At 42.5% G+C, this 20,496-nt stretch carries 23 protein-coding genes; 13 read left to right on the forward strand and 10 right to left on the reverse strand.

Annotation, left to right across the window (positions count from 1 at the left end; translation table 11 throughout):
* The first annotated feature begins 200 nt into the window (after positions 1–200).
* The 5 genes from JI665_RS14790 (at position 201) to JI665_RS14810 (ending at position 3,787) form a co-directional block, all read left to right on the forward strand.
* Complete coding sequence (locus JI665_RS14790; protein ID WP_206840333.1) at positions 201–1,418, forward strand: NAD(P)/FAD-dependent oxidoreductase; 1,218 nt, start codon at positions 201–203, stop codon at positions 1,416–1,418.
* Positions 1,419–1,518: 100 nt separating this feature from the next.
* Entirely contained in the window at positions 1,519–2,010 is a 492-nt protein-coding gene (locus JI665_RS14795) for an NUDIX domain-containing protein (protein WP_206840334.1), read from the forward strand.
* A gap of 159 nt (positions 2,011–2,169) precedes the next feature.
* Complete coding sequence (locus JI665_RS14800; RefSeq protein WP_019380032.1) at positions 2,170–2,295, forward strand: YuiA family protein; 126 nt, start codon at positions 2,170–2,172, stop codon at positions 2,293–2,295.
* 259 nt (positions 2,296–2,554) lie between these two features.
* A complete protein-coding gene (locus JI665_RS14805; RefSeq protein ID WP_206840335.1) occupies positions 2,555–2,878 on the forward strand; it encodes a YuiB family protein in 324 nt (107 codons plus the stop codon).
* A gap of 192 nt (positions 2,879–3,070) precedes the next feature.
* Positions 3,071–3,787, forward strand: a complete 717-nt coding sequence (locus JI665_RS14810) for a 3D domain-containing protein (RefSeq protein ID WP_206840336.1) — start codon at positions 3,071–3,073, stop codon at positions 3,785–3,787.
* Between the two features lie 51 nt (positions 3,788–3,838).
* Here JI665_RS14810 and JI665_RS14815 read toward each other — a convergent pair whose 3' ends face one another.
* The 3 genes from JI665_RS14815 to JI665_RS14825 all read right to left on the reverse strand — a co-directional run bounded on the left by JI665_RS14815 (position 3,839) and on the right by JI665_RS14825 (position 5,909).
* Complete coding sequence (locus JI665_RS14815) at positions 3,839–4,624, reverse strand: cobalamin-binding protein (protein WP_206840337.1); 786 nt, start codon at positions 4,622–4,624, stop codon at positions 3,839–3,841.
* 15 nt (positions 4,625–4,639) lie between these two features.
* Positions 4,640–5,116: a divergent PAP2 family protein gene (locus JI665_RS14820; protein WP_206840339.1), complete on the reverse strand. Its 477-nt coding sequence runs from the start codon at positions 5,114–5,116 to the stop codon at positions 4,640–4,642.
* A gap of 127 nt (positions 5,117–5,243) precedes the next feature.
* Positions 5,244–5,909, reverse strand: coding sequence for a hypothetical protein (locus JI665_RS14825; RefSeq protein ID WP_206840340.1), 666 nt, complete (start codon positions 5,907–5,909; stop codon positions 5,244–5,246).
* Between the two features lie 134 nt (positions 5,910–6,043).
* Between JI665_RS14825 and JI665_RS14830 the strand changes: the two genes are divergently transcribed.
* The 4 genes from JI665_RS14830 to JI665_RS14845 all read left to right on the forward strand — a co-directional run bounded on the left by JI665_RS14830 (position 6,044) and on the right by JI665_RS14845 (position 10,329).
* Complete coding sequence (locus JI665_RS14830) at positions 6,044–6,421, forward strand: DUF309 domain-containing protein (RefSeq protein WP_206840341.1); 378 nt, start codon at positions 6,044–6,046, stop codon at positions 6,419–6,421.
* A gap of 90 nt (positions 6,422–6,511) precedes the next feature.
* Positions 6,512–8,014, forward strand: coding sequence for a leucyl aminopeptidase (locus JI665_RS14835; protein WP_206840342.1), 1,503 nt, complete (start codon positions 6,512–6,514; stop codon positions 8,012–8,014).
* Between the two features lie 311 nt (positions 8,015–8,325).
* Positions 8,326–9,636: a Na+/H+ antiporter family protein gene (locus tag JI665_RS14840; RefSeq protein ID WP_206840343.1), complete on the forward strand. Its 1,311-nt coding sequence runs from the start codon at positions 8,326–8,328 to the stop codon at positions 9,634–9,636.
* A gap of 96 nt (positions 9,637–9,732) precedes the next feature.
* On the forward strand, positions 9,733–10,329 hold the full coding sequence (locus JI665_RS14845; RefSeq protein WP_206840344.1) for a sulfite oxidase-like oxidoreductase: 597 nt from the start codon (positions 9,733–9,735) through the stop codon (positions 10,327–10,329).
* Between the two features lie 41 nt (positions 10,330–10,370).
* Here the strand turns inward: JI665_RS14845 and JI665_RS14850 are convergent, their stop codons facing one another.
* From JI665_RS14850 to JI665_RS14870, 5 genes are all read right to left on the reverse strand, one after another.
* Positions 10,371–10,892 (reverse strand): MerR family transcriptional regulator, encoded by a 522-nt coding sequence (locus JI665_RS14850; protein ID WP_206840345.1) that lies wholly within the window; start codon positions 10,890–10,892, stop codon positions 10,371–10,373.
* 100 nt (positions 10,893–10,992) lie between these two features.
* The gene (locus JI665_RS14855) at positions 10,993–11,523 is read right to left on the reverse strand and encodes a phosphatase PAP2 family protein (protein ID WP_206840346.1); all 531 of its coding nucleotides are present in this window, start codon (positions 11,521–11,523) and stop codon (positions 10,993–10,995) included.
* Between the two features lie 330 nt (positions 11,524–11,853).
* Positions 11,854–12,882 (reverse strand): alpha/beta fold hydrolase, encoded by a 1,029-nt coding sequence (locus tag JI665_RS14860; protein ID WP_206840347.1) that lies wholly within the window; start codon positions 12,880–12,882, stop codon positions 11,854–11,856.
* Complete coding sequence (locus JI665_RS14865) at positions 12,883–13,236, reverse strand: hypothetical protein (protein WP_244671203.1); 354 nt, start codon at positions 13,234–13,236, stop codon at positions 12,883–12,885.
* A 45-nt stretch (positions 13,237–13,281) separates the two neighbouring features.
* Entirely contained in the window at positions 13,282–14,055 is a 774-nt protein-coding gene (locus JI665_RS14870) for an SDR family oxidoreductase (protein WP_206840349.1), read from the reverse strand.
* Positions 14,056–14,233: 178 nt separating this feature from the next.
* On the opposite strand from JI665_RS14870, the gene JI665_RS14875 reads away from it, so the two are divergent.
* Complete coding sequence (locus tag JI665_RS14875; RefSeq protein WP_206840350.1) at positions 14,234–14,485, forward strand: hypothetical protein; 252 nt, start codon at positions 14,234–14,236, stop codon at positions 14,483–14,485.
* Positions 14,486–14,628: 143 nt separating this feature from the next.
* Here JI665_RS14875 and JI665_RS14880 read toward each other — a convergent pair whose 3' ends face one another.
* On the reverse strand, positions 14,629–16,038 hold the full coding sequence (locus JI665_RS14880) for an alanine/glycine:cation symporter family protein (protein WP_414635272.1): 1,410 nt from the start codon (positions 16,036–16,038) through the stop codon (positions 14,629–14,631).
* Between the two features lie 278 nt (positions 16,039–16,316).
* On the opposite strand from JI665_RS14880, the gene JI665_RS14885 reads away from it, so the two are divergent.
* The 3 genes from JI665_RS14885 to JI665_RS14895 all read left to right on the forward strand — a co-directional run bounded on the left by JI665_RS14885 (position 16,317) and on the right by JI665_RS14895 (position 19,770).
* Positions 16,317–17,573: a PucR family transcriptional regulator gene (locus JI665_RS14885; protein WP_206840352.1), complete on the forward strand. Its 1,257-nt coding sequence runs from the start codon at positions 16,317–16,319 to the stop codon at positions 17,571–17,573.
* Positions 17,574–17,690: 117 nt separating this feature from the next.
* On the forward strand, positions 17,691–18,821 hold the full coding sequence (gene ald / locus JI665_RS14890; RefSeq protein WP_206840353.1) for an alanine dehydrogenase: 1,131 nt from the start codon (positions 17,691–17,693) through the stop codon (positions 18,819–18,821).
* A 706-nt stretch (positions 18,822–19,527) separates the two neighbouring features.
* Positions 19,528–19,770: a hypothetical protein gene (locus JI665_RS14895; protein WP_019380049.1), complete on the forward strand. Its 243-nt coding sequence runs from the start codon at positions 19,528–19,530 to the stop codon at positions 19,768–19,770.
* Between the two features lie 45 nt (positions 19,771–19,815).
* Here JI665_RS14895 and JI665_RS14900 read toward each other — a convergent pair whose 3' ends face one another.
* Positions 19,816–20,232, reverse strand: a complete 417-nt coding sequence (locus tag JI665_RS14900; protein WP_206840356.1) for a hypothetical protein — start codon at positions 20,230–20,232, stop codon at positions 19,816–19,818.
* Between the last annotated feature and the right edge of the window lie 264 nt (positions 20,233–20,496).

Below are 20,496 nucleotides of genomic sequence, written 5' to 3' on the forward strand. Positions count from 1 at the left end.
GGCTTGAAAAACTATATGAAGTAGAATAAGATGTAATGGAGGAATAATGTTAATATTTTATGACAATTTTGTTGAGTTTTTTTGAACTAATTCGTGAATAACATCACAAAGTTTTTTTATGTTTTTTGCTATAAAAAATATAAAGCAGTGGAAGATAAGAAAACATTAGAAAATACTTAAAAAAGGTGGAAGTGATACACTTGAGAAAGCCAAAGATTGTTATCCTCGGTGCAGGCTACGGAGGTTTGATGGTTGCAACCCGTTTGCAGAAATCTGTAGGAGCAAACGAAGCGGAAATCGTTTTAGTGAACAAGAATGACTACCATTATGAAACTACATGGCTGCATGAGGCATCAGCCGGAACACTTCATCACGATCGTGTACGCTATGATATAAAAGATGTTATTGACCGCAACAAAGTTGAATTCGTTCAGGGAGTTGCTCTCGAAATTAAAACAGAAGAAAAGAAAGTCATTTTGGAAAATGGCGAAATTGACTATGATTATCTAGTTGTTTCTCTAGGAGCTGAGCCGGAAACATTCGGTATTAAAGGGCTTAAGGAACATGCATTTTCTATTGTCAATGTTAATGCTGCGCGTCAGATTCGTGAGCATATTGAATATCAATTTGCTACTTACAATACAGACGCCGAGAAAAAAGACGAGCGCCTTACAATAGTTGTCGGCGGTGCAGGCTTCACGGGCATTGAATTCCTTGGAGAATTGGCAAACCGTGTTCCTGAGCTTTGCAAAGAGTATGATGTAGACTACCACAAAGTGAAAATCATTTGCGTGGAAGCAGCACCAATGGTTCTTCCTGGCTTCGATCCTGAGCTTGTTAATTACGCTGTATCTCACCTGGAGAAAAAAGGCGTACAATTCATGATTGGAACAGCTATTAAGGAAGCTACGCCTGAAGGCATCATCGTTGGTAAGGGCGAGGATGAAGTAGAAGAAATCAAAGCTGCAACTGTTGTCTGGGCTGCAGGTGTACGCGGAAATTCCATTATTGAAAATTCCGGCATTGAAGCAATGCGCGGCCGTGTAAAGGTTCAGCCTGATTTGCGTGCTCCTGGCCATGATAATCTGTTTATCATCGGTGACTGCTCATTAATCATCAATGAAGAAATTAACCGTCCATACCCTCCTACTGCACAAATTGCTATGCAGCAGGGTGAAGTATGTGCACGAAACATTACTGCATTAATCCGCAATAAAACTGAACTTGAAACATTTACTCCAGATATTAAAGGTACTGTATGTTCTCTTGGTGAACACGATGCGATCGGTGTTGCATTCGGCAAGAAAATGGTTGGTACTAAAGCTTCATTCATGAAGAAGATGATCGATAACCGTGCTCTTTACATGGTTGGCGGACCATCTCTTGTATTGAAAAAAGGTAAATTCAACGTTCTTTAATAAATCAGCTATCATTTATATAAGGGGATGGACTCTATAGTCTGTCCCTTTTTTATTGGAGATTTTTCGTGGTAGAATTTATGTAAAAGGGGGTTTTTGGATGGGAGTCGAACATAAAAGGGGAAAGGTCTGGCTGGCGGTTTCCGGGCTTGTTATTTCCGCGGATGGCAAATGGCTGGTCGTTAAAAAGAAATACGGAGGCCTTAAAGGCAAATGGTCTCTGCCGGCAGGGTTTGTGGAAACAGGCGAAACTGCTGATGAAGCAGCAGTTCGTGAAGTAGAAGAAGAGACGGGAATCAAATGTTCAGTGAAAGGCTTGCTTGGATTGCGTACAGGCGTCATCAAAGGGGAAGTCAGCGATAATATGGTTTTGTTTTTACTGGAGGCTGAACCTGGACAATCATTAAAAGTTCAGGAAAGTGAACTTTTTGACGTGCAGTATCGCAATCCGAAAGAGCTCGCCAATGATCCGGATGCATCAGTTCTATTAAAATACATATTAGACTCTTCTGATTCCTCTATAAAGCCTTTGATTAATGGCATTAATCCCGGAGATACTTTCGGATACACAGCATATAAATTATTTTTATAATTTTCTGAAATTTAGAGATAGAACGAGAAATTAGAAGCAAACAGTGCTTGTATGCGTTTCCAACGATAGTTTTTCATGAAATATGGAGCTTTTCATTTATTCATATCCTTGATATATTATCAGAAAATTCAGTTACGAAATTCAAAGGAGATGAACGAAATGACAGCTAAGAATTATGAAAATAAAGAGTGTATGTATTGTTCAGGGAAAGGATATTTCCAATTATTATTAGGTGGATCTGAAACTTGCAGCTGCTGTGGCGGTACAGGAAAGAAAAAGGAATAAACAAAAAATTTCGCGGAATGCGAAGTTTTTCTTTTCAAAGGAGAAAGCATAAATTCTGAAATTAGATAACTTTCCAGCGCAAGCAGCCTGCCCCCTCGAGGAGGCCCCCAGGATGGGGGTCATGCAGATGTTGCCACAGGACGTGGCGTTCTTAATCTGCGATCTTTTAGTGGGAAAGACGCTTCCGCTTTTCTTGTTGACTCCCCAATCCACATTAAAGTACACTAAATATTGATGTGCTAAGGGAGGAAACAAGTTCATGCAAATGACGATTTTCGTTTTGCCTATTTCGATGCTTCTATTTTTTGTGCTGTTTTTTGGGATAGGTTTTATATTAAATATGCTGTTAAGAATGTCTTGGATCATGGCCATTATTTATCCTATTATCGCCATCTTTATCATTGATAAAGTTCGTTTTATTGAATATTTTCAAAACCCGGGGGAATCGTTTTCCAGTCTTGGCGTTGAATTGTCCAGCCTCGCTCTGGCTGACATCCTCATATTAAGCAGCGGAATGGCAGGCGCCATCGTTGCTGGAATTACGATTAGGCTGCTCCGTAAAAAAGGATATCGGATGTTTTAAATTGGTTATGAAATCTCTGCTGAAGGCAGGGATTTTTTATTTTTTTTGATTAGTGTGATCAAATCGCCTAAGCCTATGGTATCACTGGCTTTAGCCTGTCTGAAAACGGATGCTCGGAGGCCGCCGCTCCCCTGAGTTATGAATATTTCTCTCGAAGATGGGAAATGAATAACTTTGGGAGGAGTGTAATAGATGAGCAAATTAAAAATATGGATGAAACGTTCGGTAATGTCAGCCTTATTTATTGGCGCGTTATTGACAACTTTCCATTCGATTTCCGGAGTGGATGCAAGATCAATTGTTCAGCTGCATCAAAGTGATGCTGAACAAGCTGACGAGGATGGAAATTCAAAGTTTGACCATACATTAAAATCGGTTGGCGTAGCATTTAAGTTTTTAAAGCAGGCAGTGAGTCTGGAGCCTAAGATTTCAGCAAGTGAAGTTGTGGCAAGTGAACAGCCGCCGACCCTGGAAGAATCGATTGACTGGTCACAGTATCAGAAACAACAAGTAATAGCTACTGGGTATACGGCATTTTACGAGTCGACAGGCAAAAATCCGGATCATCCGTCCTTTGGCATTACATACTCAGGTGTTAAAGTAAAAAGGGATTTATACTCTACCGTCGCAGCAGATTTGAATGTTTTTCCGATTGGAACGATATTGTTTATCCCTGATTATGGATATGGTGTTGTAGCCGATAAGGGCGGTGCCATTAAAGGGAATAAATTGGACCTTTATTATGAAACAGTGGATGATGTTTACAATAACTGGGGAAAGAAAACGCTCGATGTTTACATCGTTGAAATGGGCGATGGAACCCTGACGGAAGAAGAATTAAAGTTACTGAATGAAAATGAATCTATGCAGGTTTTTAGACAGCAATATATTAAATCTGAGAAAAAATAATTACGGAATGCAGGCAAATCCGCGAAACTAATCGGATTTGCCTCTTTATTTTTATAACATTGAAAATGACTGCGGATGAATTTTTTTAGCTAATTTGATAGCTCCTTCAATCAGGCGTGGTGATGGCCTGCAAAAAAGTTCTTCTTCCAGAATCAGGACTTTGTTCTGCTTAACTGCTTCCATTTCACTCCAGCCTGGACGTTTCAGAATAACTTCCGGATTTACCTTTTCTCTTCTGACACCGACCCACGCGAGACAGATATAATCAGGCTGGCGATTTAGGACATCTTCCCAATCAGTCTGTATACTTGCCAGCTCAACATCCCTGAATAAATTCGTTCCACCGGCAATTTCACTGATTTCCGTCAGCCAATTGACCTTGCCCGGTGTAAATACGGGCTTGGGCCACCATTCCCAATAGAGGCTAGGTTTTTTTTCAATCCTGCTTGAGATGAGCTTAAGTTCCTCTATTTTTGCAGCAAACTCTTTAGCAGCCAAAATGCCTCTTTCAGGCTTCCCAATTTTTTCAGCTGCAAAAACCAGGTCCTGTTCAATATCTGCCAGGCTTTGAGGATTTAAAACAATGTGGGGAATCTGCCTTTTTTCAAGCTCCGCTACATTCTTTTCCATGCCGGGTACACTAAGGGATGCGAGCACAAGATCAGGCTTCAATTCTTCCACTTTGTCCATATTAATAGACAAGTCAGGGCCAAGCCGGGGCAGCTTGGAGATTTGGCCGGGCCAATCCGAATAATCGTCCACCCCCGCGAGCATATCAGTAAAACCCAAGTATTCCACTAATTCCGTATTGCTTGGGCATAAGGAAAGGATTTTCACTTCAAATCACAACCTTCAGGAAAATAAATAATGAAGTCCTAAAGTTAATAGGATTCCAGTCAGGCCGCCAAATAGAACTTCTATCGGCTTATGGCCCAGCAGCTCCTTCAATTCTTTCTGTTTTTCTTGGTCTTCTTTCTTCTGCCATGTCTTTGCTTCTTCAACAAATTTATTGAAGTCGGCAACAAGCTGGTTTAATACAATCGCCTGTTCCCCAGCCTGGCGTCGCACTCCGGTAGCATCAAACATCGTGATAATGGCAAATACGGCTGAGACAGCGAATACAGCGGAGTCTATTCCAGTCTCTAGTGCCACTCCGGTTGAAAGGGCAGTTACTGCTGCTGAGTGTGAGCTGGGCATTCCGCCAGTACTTGTCAAAAGGGACCAATCCACTTTTCGGGTGGCAATAAATTGAATGGGTACTTTTACAAATTGGGCAAAGAAGATGGCTGCCAATGCAGACCATAAAGGGAAATTCGTCAATAATTCCATATGAGACCACCTCTTGAGTGTATGATACTCCCGCTGCAGCTTCAAATAGGCAGTTTACCGGAACTGCCGAAAGCTATACTAACTAATATTCTCCAACAGATTGTTCCTTCCTGCAAGCTGATCTATTTTAAGTTTTTGTTAATCGATGCTTTTTCTGAAAATAAGCTGTTGCTGTCAGTGAAATCAAAAGAAGCCATTCAAAGGCATTTATGGCAGCTTCACTTTCAATTGGAATATCAATGGCGCTTCCGATAATCATCAATGCAGTTCCGGAAAAAAACCAGAACCAGCCCTGTTTGCGCCAAACAACAACAGATGCCGCCAGCAGCACAGCAGATACAATCAGCACCATAAGGGGAGGGCCTCCTGATGTCTCTGAATCTGAATAACTAAGAACGCCAAATTCCCATTTTGGTTCCAGATTAAGTCCGAATACTTCAGCAGCAAGTTCCAGAATAATTAATCCTGCTGTAAGCAAATAGGCCATCGATTTGGATGTGCCTGTTTTGGCCCATTCTAGATCTGCTTGTTTTAAAGTTTTCCAGGAGTAAAGGACAAGCAGTGGGGTGAAAAAAGCGTGTATCCAAAAACGGGCATAATTCAGATGCTTTAAAATATTGCCCTCCCCGATAAAACGGCCGGCAGCCAGAATAGCGTTATCGTAAATTAACCCGAGAAGAACAGGAAGCAGGAAAGCAGCACTAATGGAGCCATTGTCTTTTGCAGCACATAGCGCCCAGAAGAATAGCAGGATATATCCCGCTGCAAAGGCTGCAAATAATAGAGGATCCATATCATTCTCCTTTCTGTCTCTATTTTCTTTACCCAATAATTAAAGAATATACTTAAGGATTGTACATATAGGATAATCACTTTCGTTTTTGTTAAAATGAAAGTGATAGGAAGTTCTGAACATGGGGTGATTTCATGGAAGATTATCCTCTTGAATATTACGAATTCTTTGTCAGTTTCAATGAAGGTGACTATTACACATGCCATGATCTTCTTGAGGAAATATGGATGACTGACAAAGGCAATCTATTTTTGAAAGGCCTGCTGCAAATGAGTGTCAGCATCTATCATTATGAATACGGCAATGTCAAAGGAGCAAGGCTGATGATGCAGGCGGCACAGGAATACTTGCAGTCTTACCGGCCAAAACACTGGGGGATTAATCTTGAGCATGTGTATGGATTTATTGAAGAATGCCTCTCTATTTTTCCGGAAGATATCGATCGGATCCCATTTGAAATGATAGAAACTCTTCCTAAACTGCCGCAGCTGGTGCTATATTTGGAAGATTAGCAAGAGCAGAAACATCATAAAATTAGATAGTCGAAATAATTTAATATTTTCGATATAATAAGATGAAAAATATATTATGGGGGTGCGAGAATGTTTTCAGTAAAGAAAGAGTTTGACTTCTCAGCCGAACAGGAATGCCTGATTGTTGGTGTCTTCGATAAACCAGCCAGGTTTGAAGGTGTGCTGGCCCGTGCAGATGACCAATTTGACGGCCAGCTGACAGAACTGGTGAAAAGCGGGGATATTTCTGCCAAGAAAAAAGCCATTGCAAAAATACATACTTTTGGAAAAATCGGGCCTAAACGATTAATTACAGTCGGCCTTGGAAAAGAAAAAGAATTCAGCTTTGAAGGGTTGCGTGAAGCATTGGGCAGGGCATTCAAGGAAGTGAAATCGTCCAGGCTTCAAAATGCGGGTGTTTACCTTGATACATTTATTGGAGGAAATGTTGATGCGCTTGATGCAGCCCATGCAGCCAGCGAGGCGTTTGCTCTTTCCACCTATAAATTTGAAGATTACAAACAGAAATCGAACGAACCCGAAAAGGAAGTTGAAAGTATTGCCGTTTTTTGTGAAGCCGCAGATGAGGAAGATGTAAAGGCCTCCCTTACTGTAGGGTATGCCCACGGGAAAGGAACGAACTCAGCCCGTACATTAGTTAACCTGCCAGGCAATATGCTGACTGCCACTGATCTGGCAAATTACTCTTCTGAACTGGCATGGAGATACGGATTTGAAGTGGAAATCCTTGAAAAAGAAGATATGCTTAAGCTTGGCATGGGTGCTCTTCTGGCAGTTAATCAGGGATCAGCAGAGCCTCCTAAGATGATTGTCATTAAATATCAGGGCAAGGAGGAATGGAAGGATGTCATCGGCCTGGTGGGCAAAGGAATTACCTTTGATACAGGAGGCTATTCCCTTAAGCCGAAAGACGGCATTGTCGGGATGAAAACCGACATGGGCGGTGCAGCCGCTGTGCTTGGCGCAATGGAAGTCATCGGCGAACTGAAGCCTGAACAAAATGTTGTCGCTGTTATTCCTTCTACAGATAATATGGTGAGCGGAACAGCTTTTAAGCCGGATGATGTCATAACATCCATGAGCGGGAAAACCATTGAAGTCCTTAATACGGATGCAGAAGGGCGTCTGGCTCTTGCTGATGCGGTCACATATGCAAAGCATCATGGAGCAGATTACCTGGTGGATGTTGCAACTCTGACTGGCGGTGTCATCGTTGCACTGGGGGAAGAAACAACTGGTGCATTAACCAATAATGAAGAGTGGTTTGAGCAGGTGCTGGAAGCATCCTATGAAGCTGGCGAACCAATCTGGCGTCTGCCTCTTTTTGAAAAAGATAAAGAAAGAATCAGAAGCAGCAAGGTTGCGGACCTGAACAATTCGCCTGGACGTGCCGGCCATGCCATTATGGGCGGAGGATTTGTAGGTGAATTTGCCGAAAACACACCATGGGTGCATCTTGATATTGCAGGTACAGCCACAACAGCCAAAAGCCATGATCTTGGACCAGACGGCGCGACAGGCGTTATGGTGCGTACATTGGCACTGCTGGTTGAAAGGTTTGAAGCAAACTAACGATGAATTCAGAACTCCGGAGAAATCCGGAGTTTTTTTGCAGTTTTTTAGCTTGAATTCTCAATGGAACGGTGAAAATGAACTTTACCCGCCGGTTAACCTGAAATACCGGCCAAAATCCTCAATTTATCCGCCCAATTCCTAAAAAATACCGGCGAAAACAGCGTCTGGCGCAAACTCCCATTTTCGAATCTCCCCAAAATCATTGACACGAAAAGTGGAAGTATGATAGTTTAATACTTGTGTTTTAGTTCTCTACCAATTTAGCGGAGTAAAGTAATGGGATATAAGTACAGAAAGAGGGTATCATCATGAATGCAGTTATACTTGCAGTTTTGATTATGCTTGTTCTCAGCCTTTTGCGTGTCAATGTGGTTCTTGCCCTAGTGGCTGGAGCATTGGCAGGCGGGCTGGCAGGCGGTTTAAGCATAGATAAAACAATTGAAGTTTTTTCAAATGGGCTCGGCGGCAGTGCAGAGGTTGCATTAAGTTATGCGTTATTGGGCGGATTTGCCTTAGCCATTTCCGCAGCCGGACTTCCGAATCTATTAGTGGAATGGGTTCTGGCAAAGGTGGGAAAAGACGGGGAATCCAGAGGGAAAACCTTATCAAAGGCACTTATCATATTTTCTATTTTATTAATGTCTATTTTTTCTCAGAATCTGATTCCAATTCATATTGCGTTTATTCCGATATTAATTCCCCCTTTATTGAAGGTTATGAATGAGCTCGAAATGGACCGCCGGCTGATCGCATCTGTATTGACATTTGGTTTAACAGCTCCGTATATACTGCTTCCTGCGGGATTTGGCCAAATTTTCCACGGAATACTCGCGGAAAATATGGAGAATAGCGGATTGGCTGTGGAAATGGCAGACATCCCGAAAGCCATGCTTATTCCTGTAGCCGGCATGGCTGCTGGTCTTTTAGCTGCATTATTTTTTTACCGTAAAAAAAGGGATTATCGCCCATCAGAATTAATGGAGACGGAGAAAGGCAACTATTCAAAAAAGAGCATTATTATTTCACTCATTGCGATTGCAGCAGCTCTCATTGTACAGCTGCAGCTGGATTCAATGATCTTTGGGGCGCTGACAGGTATTTTAGTTATTTATATCAGCGGAGCTATCAAATGGAACGAGGCAGATCAGCTTTTAACAGAGGGCATGAAGATGATGGCATTTATTGGATTTGTTATGCTGGCTGCATTTGGATTTGCAGATGTTTTAAAAGAAACAGGCGATGTTGAAAGCCTTGTTGAACAGGCGGCAGGAATCATCGGTGATAATAAATCACTAGCTGCATTGCTTATGCTTCTTGTCGGCTTACTTGTTACAATGGGGATTGGATCTTCATTCTCAACCATCCCGATTATTGCAACCATATTTGTGCCGCTTGCACTAGAGGTTGGCTTCAGTCCGATGGCAACTATTGCTCTAGTAGGGACCGCCGCTGCTCTTGGAGATGCCGGTTCGCCTGCGTCAGATAGTACATTGGGGCCTACAGCAGGCTTGAATGCAGATGGACAGCACAATCACATATGGGATACTTGTGTGCCAACATTCCTTCACTACAACATTCCGCTCATCCTGTTTGGATGGCTGGCGGCAATTATCTTATAATTTTAAGCAGCTTCCATAAAGGGGGCTGCTTTCTCACTGCTTTTATCAGTTCGTAAACTAGGGTACGATAAAGGAAAAAGAACTGAGGTGGCTTCAGTGTATTTTGGGAAAATCAGAAAACCGGCCTCAAGCCGGGTACCGCCAAATCAAAATGTTACGACTGCCTTTCCTGTACTGCACTATGGAAATGTTCCGCATTATAAGGATATGCAGGAATGGAGTCTGCAGATATTTGGGGAAGTGGAAAAGGAATTATCCTTTTCGCATGAGGAGGTAATGAACCTTCCTCAGACACAGTACAAAAATGATATCCACTGTGTTACGGGCTGGTCAAAGCTTGATAACGTTTGGGAGGGAGTCTCCGCCGCTGAAATTGCCAGGCAGGCAGGTGTAAAAGAAACCGCACAATTTGTAATCCTCCATGCGGAAGAAGGTTGGACAACGAACCTCCCCATTAAAGATTTTTTAAAAAGCACAAGTCTGCTTGCCCATACCCATAACGGTGAGCTCCTGACTCCTGAACATGGGTTTCCACTAAGAGCCGTGATTCCGCATCTTTATTTTTGGAAAAGCGCAAAGTGGATTAGAGGCATCGAGTTTTCTGAAATTGACAAGCCTGGATTTTGGGAGAAAAACGGCTATCATAACTATGGTGACCCCTTCCGTGAGCAGCGATTCAGCTGGGATGATTAATCAGCATAAAGCGTTACATCACGTAACGCTTTATTGCCTTTTTAAAACCCGAATAGCATAGTAAAAATATTTTTCTTTTTCAATTTCTTCCTGGGCTTCTCCTGATCAAAAACCAAAAGGGTGTCAGCGGGGATGCTTCGGCTTTTTACAGCAGTCCTGGCTTCAAGAACCTCAATCCGTTTGAGCAGGCGTGCATTCTCTTTTTGCAGCTCTTCTATTTCGCTGCGGTGCTGCAGCAGCTGATAGGAGACAACATCATCCGCTTTTCCGTTCAGCCGCTGTTCAAGCTCACTGATCTTCAAATATATTTTCTCCATGGCTGGTTCCGCTGTTTCTCCCTGAACCGTACCTTTTCTGGCCTTTTTGCCATTTACCGTAACGTCCTGCAATATAATCCCCTGGTTAAGCTGATCCTGCACCTGCTTAAGCAGGTTAATATCTTCTTCCGTAAATAAGTAATGGCCTAGTTCATTGCGTTCCGTCCGGAGTCCCAGTTGTTTAACCCATCGCTGAATAGTGCTTGGCGAAACTCCTAACAATTTGGCAGCAGCACTTGTGTTCATTCTGATCCCCTCCCGTTTTCACAATGGATTCTATCCGGATAACGGGAAGTCCTTCCAGGCTGACAAAACAAGTTTTCTTTCGGCAAAGATAGTGCGGATTTTACATTTTTTTATCATCCTGATTTACGGATTTTGAATTCATATATAGACATTTTTCTGTCATCCAGCCTATTGCGCCGCCAATTAGGGCGCCGCCTATTACATCAGAAGGGTAATGGTGGCCAGCCCAGATACGCGCGAAGCCTGTAAGGGCTGAAACCCACAGCAAAATACGACCTAAAAATCGATTGCCGTAAAAAATGACGATAGAGGCAGCAAATGACACCACTGTATGTTTGCTTGGAAAACTGGAATCTCTTTTGGCTGGGATCAATATGCCAATCTTGTTTTTTATGAAGGGGCGGGGCTTAAAATAACAAATTTTAATGATCTTGTTTACCAGGATAGCGATCAGGGAAGCTGCAGCCGCTTTTTTAGCGGCTGTTTTGGAGGGGCCTTTTGCCAGCCACATGCATCCCAGTACAAATAAAAATAAATACCTTGCCCTATTTGATAAAAGAACCATTAAAAAGTCCATGAAAGCAATACGTCCGGACAACCGGTTGATTGCCTTGAAAATCTTCATGTCCATTAGTAGTCTCCTTTGCTCTTGTCATTAGGCTTATTCCTGCTGTCAGGCTCTCTTTTGGGAGGGACTTCAAACTTTTGTTCATTATCTTATTATTTGCAAATCTGCACTTAAAAACACAATTTCAGTAAAGACATTAAAAAAATAAAACCATGCAGCAGCTGCATGGTTTTAAAAGCCTACACATAGAATAAATCTTTAAACACAAATGAAGCGAAACCCATATAGGCACTGATGGTATGGCCGCTTATAATATAATTTGGGTAATTCCAGAAAGTCATTAAGATACCTCCTTTAAACGTGAATCCCCTGCAGATGCAGGGGAATGGAATATTATATTTGTCCTGATCTTGATGACAGCCATTTGTCCATGTAGTCAGGAACTTTTCCTTCTGAAGTAAGGTTGGCATGTCCCCCCTGAAGCAGATGAAAAGTTTTATCAGCGCTTGACACGAGGTCCATGACCGGAAGAATCTGCTCTTTTGGAACAAGGCGATCATTATCCGAAGCAACAGCGAGTAAATTAGCTTTAATAGCACTGAGAACAGCCTTCTTATCACCGATGGTTAATGTGCCCTTCACAAGCTTATTTTCTTTTGCAAGATCATGATTGATTTGCTTCAGCGCTGCCCCGGCAAATGGAATATGGCCATTGGTCCAGGTGTTAAACCGTTTCCACCTGGATGCGTATGCTTCATCGTCGCCCCTCGCCAGCAGCGATAAATAAGGAGAGTAATAAACGGGTGAAGTAAATAGCCGCATACCAGATTTGATGGCAAAGGCGGGGATAAGTCCCCATGCATCAAAAATGGAATCCAGGCTGCCTCCTCCATTCCGCAATTCTTCTGCCCATTTATCAAAGACAGGCACGGTGCTGAAATCAACTGGTGAGACAGACAATACTAAGTTTTTGACCGGCTCCTCCGCAATGGCCGCATAAATGGCTGCAAAAGTGCCGCCCAGGCAAAAGCCCATTACGGTTATTTCCTCTGCTCTGGCGTGATATAAAGCTCTTTTTACTCCCTTTTGGATGTATTCCGTAATATAGTCATTCATCGTAATGTCTTTATCCTCATAACCAGGAGTCCCGAAATCCAGCAGATAGACATCGTACCCGCTGTTAGCCAAAGCTTCGATTAAACTGCTTTGCGGCCCCAGATCTAAAATAAATGGCTGATTGACAAGCGAATAAACCAGGAACACCGGAATTCTGTATTTTTTACTGGAAGGGGCATAGTGCCAGAGCGTTGCCTTGTTTTTTTTCCAGACAGCAGTCCTGGGAGTTAAATGAATCTCCGGATCGGGCTGAACCATGGTCTTAAAGAATCCATGCAGTTTTTTGGAAGCGGTATGTTGTGCCATTTATTTTCCCGCGCTTTCACTGCTGCCAAGTGCTTTTTTTATTTCTTCTACTGATTGAGCCAATGCAATGACTTTTTCGTCAATCAGATCCATTTTTTCTTCAGCCTGCACAGTTAATTTTGCTGCGTTTGCCACGTCTGTCTTGGTAGGGAAATTAAGAGGGATGGATAGTGTCTCAATAGCTTCCTGGAGTTTTTTCATGCTTGCAGCGGTCACCTCGGAACGGGTGATCAGATTTTTAAATATTTCTTCCTTGTTAATAGAGTTCTGAATGGATTCGTTCAGTTCTCTTTCCACTTTTGTCCCTACCTTTTTTATTGCCTGTAATAGGGCTTCAGTATGGTTAATAGACATAAACATTCTCCTTTCTATGAAGTCAATCCAGGGAAATCAACGGACTTAGAGTGACACTGTCATTCCTCCATCTACGACTAGAACCTGCCCTGTCACGTAATCAGACGCTTTGGATGATAAGAAGACAGCAGCTCCTTTTAAGTCATGTTCACTTCCAAATCTTCCGGCAGGAATTTTTCCGAGAATAACTGAACTCGATTTTTCCAGGACCTTTGTTATTCTGGTAGGGAAGAAGCCGGGAGCAATAGCATTCACTTGAATGCCGGCAGGTGCTAATTTTACAGCTAAATCCTTCGTAAGTGCGATAACAGCTCCTTTACTTGTACTGTAGGCCACTGCATCAAGAAATGCGGAATGAGTACCCCTCAATCCATTTACTGAAGAAATATTGATGATTTTGCCGCTGCCCTGCTTCGTCATCACTTTTGCCGCAGCCTGTGAAAATAAAAACAGTCCCTTTAGATTCACATTCATGACTTTGTCCCATTTATCAGCAGGCAGTTCAAGAAATGGCGCAACCCAGGATGTTCCGCTATTATTAATGAGAATATCAATGCTTCCAAATGTCTCTAAGGTCTTGCTGATGACCATTTGAATGTCTTCCTCATTGGTTATGTCACATTCAATCGCCAGAGATTTAACTCCCTTTGCTTCAAGGCTTTTTCTTACATGCTCACATGCTTCAATGCTTCGTGAGCAGACGACAACATTTGCTCCTGCTTCCCCAAGTGCATTTGCCATTTGCTCGCCGAGTCCGCGGCCTCCTCCTGTTACAATTGCTGTTTTATTGCCTAAATGAAATAACTCGTTCAATTTCATCGTTATCCCTCCCTTAGTCTTTTTAAAAATCAATCCTTCTGAATAAAATAGACTTCGATATAGTATAGACAAGTTAACTCCATGTGGTGCTAAAATTGTATATTTGCCTTGTCCCAAAATGTATAAGGAAGATAAAAACAGAAAAGGCTGGATAATATAGAGGAGGGGGGCTTAAAAGGTGGAAAGGGAGCAAATAGAGGAGCTATTTGAAGATAGCGGATATCACGGTTTAAACAGCAAGCTTGCCTATAAAATCTGGTTGACCGGGGTATGGGATGAAGAGGATGAAGACAAAATTGAAGCTTTTATAGATGCTTATTCTTTTGAAGGAGAAGCAATATTAACTGACAATTTTCTCTATCACTATCGAATATTTGCCTATATTCACGATAAAAATGAAGGTTCGTTATTCCATCGGCAGATATTTTAGTATCACAGCTTAAAACCAAAAACAAACACAGATTCAGGACCTGTGTTTGTTTTACATATACAAAATAAGAAAGTTTAAAACTTTGAACTTCGATAATTTTCTGGCTCCGGGCTCCGATAAGCGGGCGCCTGGGGCTTTTCTTATCAGCCAGCTTTCTTAAGCTGCTTCTTTGCTGCTTTATAGTGGTTTTCAAAGAATTCATTAGTATCTTTAACAACCACTTTGCTTAAAAGGATTAATGCAATTAAGTTAGGAATCATCATTAATGCATTTGCCATGTCAGCGAAGGCCCAAACGGTAGTTAAGTTGGCAACCGCACCAATTCCAGTCGCAAAGATGTAAATGGCACGGTATCCCATTATTCCTTTTGTGCCAACCAGGTACTCAAAGCATTTTTCGCCGTATACATACCAGCCGACGATTGTTGAGAAACCGAAGAATATAACAGAGAATGCAACGATATATTCACCCGCTGTTCCAAGGACATGAGTAAAGGCTGCACTTGTTAATGCCCCGCCGTCAAGGCTGCCATCGTGCGCCACACCAGAGATCAATCCTCCTGTTGTATCCCAGAAGCCAGTCATGATAAGCACCAGTCCAGTCATCGTACAAACAACGATTGTCACAATAAATGTGCCAGTCATCGCAACAAGAGCCTGTTTTACAGGGTGGTCTGTCTTGGCGTTGCCTGCGATTAACGCTGCGGTACCAAGACCGGCTTCGTTAGAGAAAATACCCCTTGAAACACCATTCTTGATCGCTTCAGATACTACAACACCGACAAAACCGCCAGTCGCTGCAACCGGATTGAAGGCATAGTAGAAGATAGTCTGGAAACCAGGAATAATTTGATCATAATTAACAGCCAAAATAATTAAAGCACCGCCAATATAAAGAACCGCCATGACTGGTACAAAGAATCCAGCAACTGTACTAATACGCTGAATGCCTCCAAAAATGATTAAAGCAGCCAGTACAGCAAGAATGACACCTGTAATCCAATTATTAATTCCGAATGAAGTATCCATAACTGCTGCAATCGTATTCGATTGAACACTGTTTCCGATTCCAAGTGCTGCAAATGCTCCAAAGATTGCAAATGCAACTGCAAGCCATTTGAACTTTTTGCCAAGACCGCGTTCAACATAATACATTGGTCCGCTGGAGTACTCGCCATTTGCGTTCTTCACCCGGTATTTCATTGCCAGCAAGGCTTCGGCATATTTGGTTGCCATTCCCAGCAGGCCAACAATCCACATCCAGAAGATGGCCCCTGGTCCTCCAAGTGTAATCGCAGTGGCAACCCCGGCGATATTACCATTGCCAATTGTTGCTGCGAGGGCTGTCATAAGCGCCTTAAAGTTACTGACATCACCCTCATCATTAGATCCAGCCTGTCCTTCTCTGGTAAACCCTAATTTAAACGCATATATCAGCCTTCTGAATTGAAGGCCCTTCAGCATGAATGTTAAAAGAACACCAGTACCAAAAAGCAAAATCAAACTTGGTGTGCCCCAGAGCACCCCGTTAATTTTATTAAGCGTCTCAAGCATAAATTCCATCGCCTCCTATATGTTAACGCTTTCAATTGCTGTGAACAAAACTATTATTATATGATTTTTTTGTGAACATGTCCTATTGTAAAATTATCTGAATATAACTTCAAGTCAAATGGGAGAAGTAAAACTATTAGCAATTTTTTAAAAAAGGAGGTCGGGCACCGAGCGAAATATGTCGAATGGCTTGATGGCTTTGGTAGAGTGCAGGTTGGGATTGAGGTATAATATAATAGGATAGAAAAAGTGAATTGGCGTTTAAAGGAGTTTTACGATTGGGTGATGATAAAATGGAAAAAGATCCGTTTAAGAGGGCATTTAGTGATCTGGAGGAATTGGTAGATAAGATTCGCGATGTCCTGGAATGCCCTGTTACAATAGAAGATGTTAACCATCGCCTGCTGGCCTACAGTACACATGATGACCAGACAGATACCGCGAGAATCGCAACAATCATCAGCAGAAAGGTTCCTGAAAAGGTGATCAATCGTTTATGGAAAGAACGTGTGATTCCTCAGCTGATGCAAAGCGGAGAACCACTTAGAATCCCTGAAATAAAGGAAATAGGGCTGGGAAATCGGGTAGCCATTTCCATACGCAATCATAATGAAGTATTAGGCTACATTTGGGCAGTCGAAGAAGAAGCCCTGTTAACAGAAAGCAAGCTGAACCTGCTAAAGCTTGCTGCAAAGTCTGCAAGGACGGAAATGCTGAGATTAAACGCCCAAAAGAAAAAAAAAGCTGAGGGATACCGGGATTTTTTCTGGGAACTGTTAACCGGCCATTTCCATACTCATGATGAAATCGCAGAAAGATTTGAGGACTTAAGCATTAAACCGCCAACGCCGTTTGCTGTACTTGTCTTTAGGTTTAAAGAAGAAGTTACCTCTAAAATAGAACAAAATATCATTTATCTGATCACGACGAGCCAAAAGGTTCATATAACCTTTCATGCAGCGATGGGAAATGAATTTATTATACTGGCTGCGCCGCCGGAACCTGCTCTTTCCGAAAATGCTTTTATAGACTTCATCCATTTTTTCATTGATCAAATGAAGACACGATTTAACATTGATCATATTAGCGGGGCAACTGGAACAACTTATCAGCACTATGAGAAAGTTGAAAAGAGCTATCAGGAGGCACTGCAGGTCCTGCGTCTTAAAGAACAATTTCCGGAAGAGATCCATCATGTCTATAGCTATCAGCAGCTTGGCATTTTCCGCTATCTTGATGCCATACTCGAAAAGAAACGGCTGGAACCATATGAGCATCCGGCTATCGAAAAGCTTAACAAATACGATCTTGAGCATCGGACCAATCTGCTCACTACTCTGGAAGCCTTCATTGATCATGACAGCAATGTGAATGAAACAGCTAAAAAGCTGCATATCCATATGAATACTTTGAATTATCGCTTAAAGAGGATAACCGATATCGGGGAAGTTGATTTGAAGAATACAAATACAAAACTTTCATTATATCTTGAACTTAAAATCCGGAGAATCGAAAAGAAGAGCCCCCATTTGTAGATTTTCACAAATGGAGGCTCTTTTATTTTACCGATTCAACAATGACAGCGCTTTATTAAAATTATTATACTGTCAATAGTAAATATCATATTTGATAGATTGAAAGGGGATTTTTCCATGATTATTGGAGTACCTAAAGAGATTAAAAATAACGAAAACCGTGTTGCTGCAACACCAGCAAGCGTTGACGCATTAGTAAAAGCCGGACATAAAGTATTTGTAGAAATCGATGCAGGAATTGGAAGCGGTTTCACAAATGAAGATTATACAGAAGTAGGAGCTGTTATCGTAGATACTGCTGCAGAGGCATGGGCTGCTGAAATGGTTATGAAGGTTAAAGAGCCTCTAGCTTCAGAGTATGGTTATTTCCGTGAAGGTTTGGTACTTTTCACATACCTTCACCTTGCAGCAGAGCCAGAGCTTGCAAAAGCATTAACTGAAAAAGGTGTTACAGCTATCGCCTATGAAACAGTAGAAGTAAACCGCACATTGCCTCTTCTTACTCCAATGAGTGAAGTTGCAGGACGCATGTCTGCTCAAATTGGAGCTCAATTCCTCCAGAAGACAAATGGCGGTATGGGTATTCTTCTGGCAGGTGTTCCAGGCGTTTCACGCGGAAAAGTTACCATCATTGGCGGCGGTGTAGTTGGAATCAACGCAGCGAAAATGGCAATCGGGCTTGGCGCACAAGTTACGATTATCGACTTAAGCCCGGAACGTCTGCGCCAGCTTGACGATATCTTCGGAAACAGCATCCAAACTTTAATGTCTAATCCTTTCAACATTGCACAAGCTGTTAAAGATGCTGACCTGGTAATTGGTGCGGTTCTAATCCCAGGAGCTAAAGCGCCTAAGCTTGTAACAGAAGAAATGATTAAAACAATGAAGCCTGGTTCAGTAGTAGTTGACGTGGCGATTGACCAGGGCGGTATTTTTGAAACAGTTGATCACATTACAACTCATGACAACCCAACTTACGATAAGCATGGCGTTGTTCACTATGCTGTTGCGAACATGCCTGGTGCCGTACCAAGAACATCTACAATTGCTCTTACAAACGTTACAATCAACTACGCGCTGCAGATTGCAAACAAAGGCGTTATTAAAGCTATTGAAGACAATGCAGCACTTAAGCTTGGCGTTAACGTTGTAAACGGCAGCATCACATACCCAGCGGTTGCGAAAGACCTTGGCTATGAGTATGTTTCTGTCGAAGATGCATTTGCTAAAGTAAAAGCAGCTAACTAATAGATCTTAAATCCCCTTGGCCAGAGGCTAAGGGGATTTTGTTTTATGCATAGTTGTTTCCGCTTATCTAGTGCTGTCTAGCTCCAGGCGCCATCGTCTCGAGGTCATAAGCTTGTCTAGTTTCGGCTCCTAGGGACTCGAGGTCATAAGCCGTTCCCTTCCAGAAGGAAAAAACCCCTTCTTTCAGGGACCGTCTTATGCTAGTCGTCCCTGGGCAGTCGCCTCAACATTTCTTCAATCCGTCCAAAAGGTTAAAGAACAACCTTTCAGCCGGCTCGTCTTATGCTTGAGGCCCGCAGGATGCGGGTCATGCAGACGTTGCCACAGGACGTGGCGGTTTTAGTCTGCGTTCCTTTTAAAGCGGGTGCCCGCTTTTCTAATGCTGTCTAGCTCCAGCGCCTACCCCCTCGAGGTCACAAGCCAATCCTCCCAAAAAGGCAAAAATCGCCTTTCCGAGAGGCTCATCTTGTGCTTGTCGGGGGTGAGCAAGGCGCTTCCGCTTTTCTAATGTTGTCTAGCTCCAGGGCCATCGGCTCGAGGTCAAAAGCCAATCCGTCCAAAAGGTTATAGAACAACCTTTTAGCCGGCTCGTCTTATGCTTGTCGCCGATAAGCGGGCGCCTTCCGCTTTTCTAGTAGCCCACTCAAAATGAGGACATCTGCATATTAAATAGAGAAGGCATTAAAAATTAAGGAGGTTACCCTGCATGTATTATTATAGAGGCCCATATAGAAACGGGGGAGAAAGGTTCTTCTTTTTAGGAGCTCCTTTTGTCGGCGGCCTGCTCGGCGGTTTCCTGGGAGGCGGGCTGGGAGCAGCATTATTTGCTCCACGTCCTTTTTATGGACCTCCGCCGCCATTCTATGGCCCGCCAGCTGCACCATATGCTCCCTATGGCGGAGGCGGATACCCTGGCTATGGACCATATGGAAACCCTTATTATCGCTAAACATGTAAAGCTCTCTTGATTGAGAGCTTTTTTATTAATGTTTACTTACAACCATCTCAGCTTTAGTGTCAGATCACAGCATTTCTGGGGATCCTCTTTATCCGATTCAAAGTGGAGGCTTAGCCCGTCAGGTGTATAGGACACCTTAGGAATTCGGGATATTCCTGTTGATTTTATCATTTTATCGACTGCATCTTTTTTTGACTGCTGAGCCGCTGACATCAGTTCATAAGAAAACTTTTTTGACTCTGCCATATTTACAAGCAATGTGCTGGCGTCTTTCATGAGGACTTCCATTTTTTTAGCGGAGCTCATGAACATTTGAGGATCGACAGCAGGAAAGGTTCTGTAGAGATGGACAGGATGATAATAAGACTGGCAGGCTTGCGGATAATTCCAGCAGGTTTGAAGCTGAGGGTTGTATCCAGGTTTTGGGTAGCGAAAATAATAATAGGGGTACATCCGGTTCTGCCCCTTTCGATTAATAATCAATGCACACATACCCAATATATGAAACGAAGGCTATTCCTATGAGAAAACAAAATGAAAATGCTTTCGCGAATAAATGCGGCTTGCACCCTGCATAGATAAAAAGGGGTTGCAGAAGGTGCATTAGAAAGGCAATTTTAATAAGGCTTGATATAATTAGAAAAGGGGTAAAAGAACTGCATGAAGAATATATTAGTGTAATGAATATAAATAAGTGAGCACCGCTTACATAGATGG

Origin of the sequence: Bacillus sp. NTK034 (genome assembly GCF_017303275.1) — a bacterium.
Lineage (GTDB): Bacteria > Bacillota > Bacilli > Bacillales > Cytobacillaceae > Cytobacillus.

Excerpts from the sequence above, each read along its gene's own strand:
- JI665_RS14820 (WP_206840339.1), bottom strand. The coding sequence starts at position 5,116 with ATGGAATTATTGACGAATTTCCCTTTATGGTCTGCATTGGCAGCCATC.
- JI665_RS14895 (WP_019380049.1), top strand. The coding sequence starts at position 19,528 with ATGTATTATTATAGAGGCCCATATAGAAACGGGGGAGAAAGGTTCTTC.
- JI665_RS14900 (WP_206840356.1), bottom strand. The coding sequence starts at position 20,232 with ATGTACCCCTATTATTATTTTCGCTACCCAAAACCTGGATACAACCCT.
- JI665_RS14825 (WP_206840340.1), bottom strand. The coding sequence starts at position 5,909 with ATGGATCCTCTATTATTTGCAGCCTTTGCAGCGGGATATATCCTGCTA.
- JI665_RS14870 (WP_206840349.1), bottom strand. The coding sequence starts at position 14,055 with ATGAAATTGAACGAGTTATTTCATTTAGGCAATAAAACAGCAATTGTA.
- JI665_RS14840 (WP_206840343.1), top strand. The coding sequence starts at position 8,326 with ATGAATGCAGTTATACTTGCAGTTTTGATTATGCTTGTTCTCAGCCTT.
- JI665_RS14830 (WP_206840341.1), top strand. The coding sequence starts at position 6,044 with ATGGAAGATTATCCTCTTGAATATTACGAATTCTTTGTCAGTTTCAAT.
- JI665_RS14855 (WP_206840346.1), bottom strand. The coding sequence starts at position 11,523 with ATGGACATGAAGATTTTCAAGGCAATCAACCGGTTGTCCGGACGTATT.
- ald (WP_206840353.1), top strand. The coding sequence starts at position 17,691 with ATGATTATTGGAGTACCTAAAGAGATTAAAAATAACGAAAACCGTGTT.
- JI665_RS14835 (WP_206840342.1), top strand. The coding sequence starts at position 6,512 with ATGTTTTCAGTAAAGAAAGAGTTTGACTTCTCAGCCGAACAGGAATGC.
- JI665_RS14805 (WP_206840335.1), top strand. The coding sequence starts at position 2,555 with ATGCAAATGACGATTTTCGTTTTGCCTATTTCGATGCTTCTATTTTTT.
- JI665_RS14795 (WP_206840334.1), top strand. The coding sequence starts at position 1,519 with ATGGGAGTCGAACATAAAAGGGGAAAGGTCTGGCTGGCGGTTTCCGGG.
- JI665_RS14860 (WP_206840347.1), bottom strand. The coding sequence starts at position 12,882 with ATGGCACAACATACCGCTTCCAAAAAACTGCATGGATTCTTTAAGACC.
- JI665_RS14850 (WP_206840345.1), bottom strand. The coding sequence starts at position 10,892 with ATGAACACAAGTGCTGCTGCCAAATTGTTAGGAGTTTCGCCAAGCACT.
- JI665_RS14800 (WP_019380032.1), top strand. The coding sequence starts at position 2,170 with ATGACAGCTAAGAATTATGAAAATAAAGAGTGTATGTATTGTTCAGGG.
- JI665_RS14865 (WP_244671203.1), bottom strand. The coding sequence starts at position 13,236 with ATGTCTATTAACCATACTGAAGCCCTATTACAGGCAATAAAAAAGGTA.
- JI665_RS14810 (WP_206840336.1), top strand. The coding sequence starts at position 3,071 with ATGAGCAAATTAAAAATATGGATGAAACGTTCGGTAATGTCAGCCTTA.
- JI665_RS14880 (WP_414635272.1), bottom strand. The coding sequence starts at position 16,038 with ATGCTTGAGACGCTTAATAAAATTAACGGGGTGCTCTGGGGCACACCA.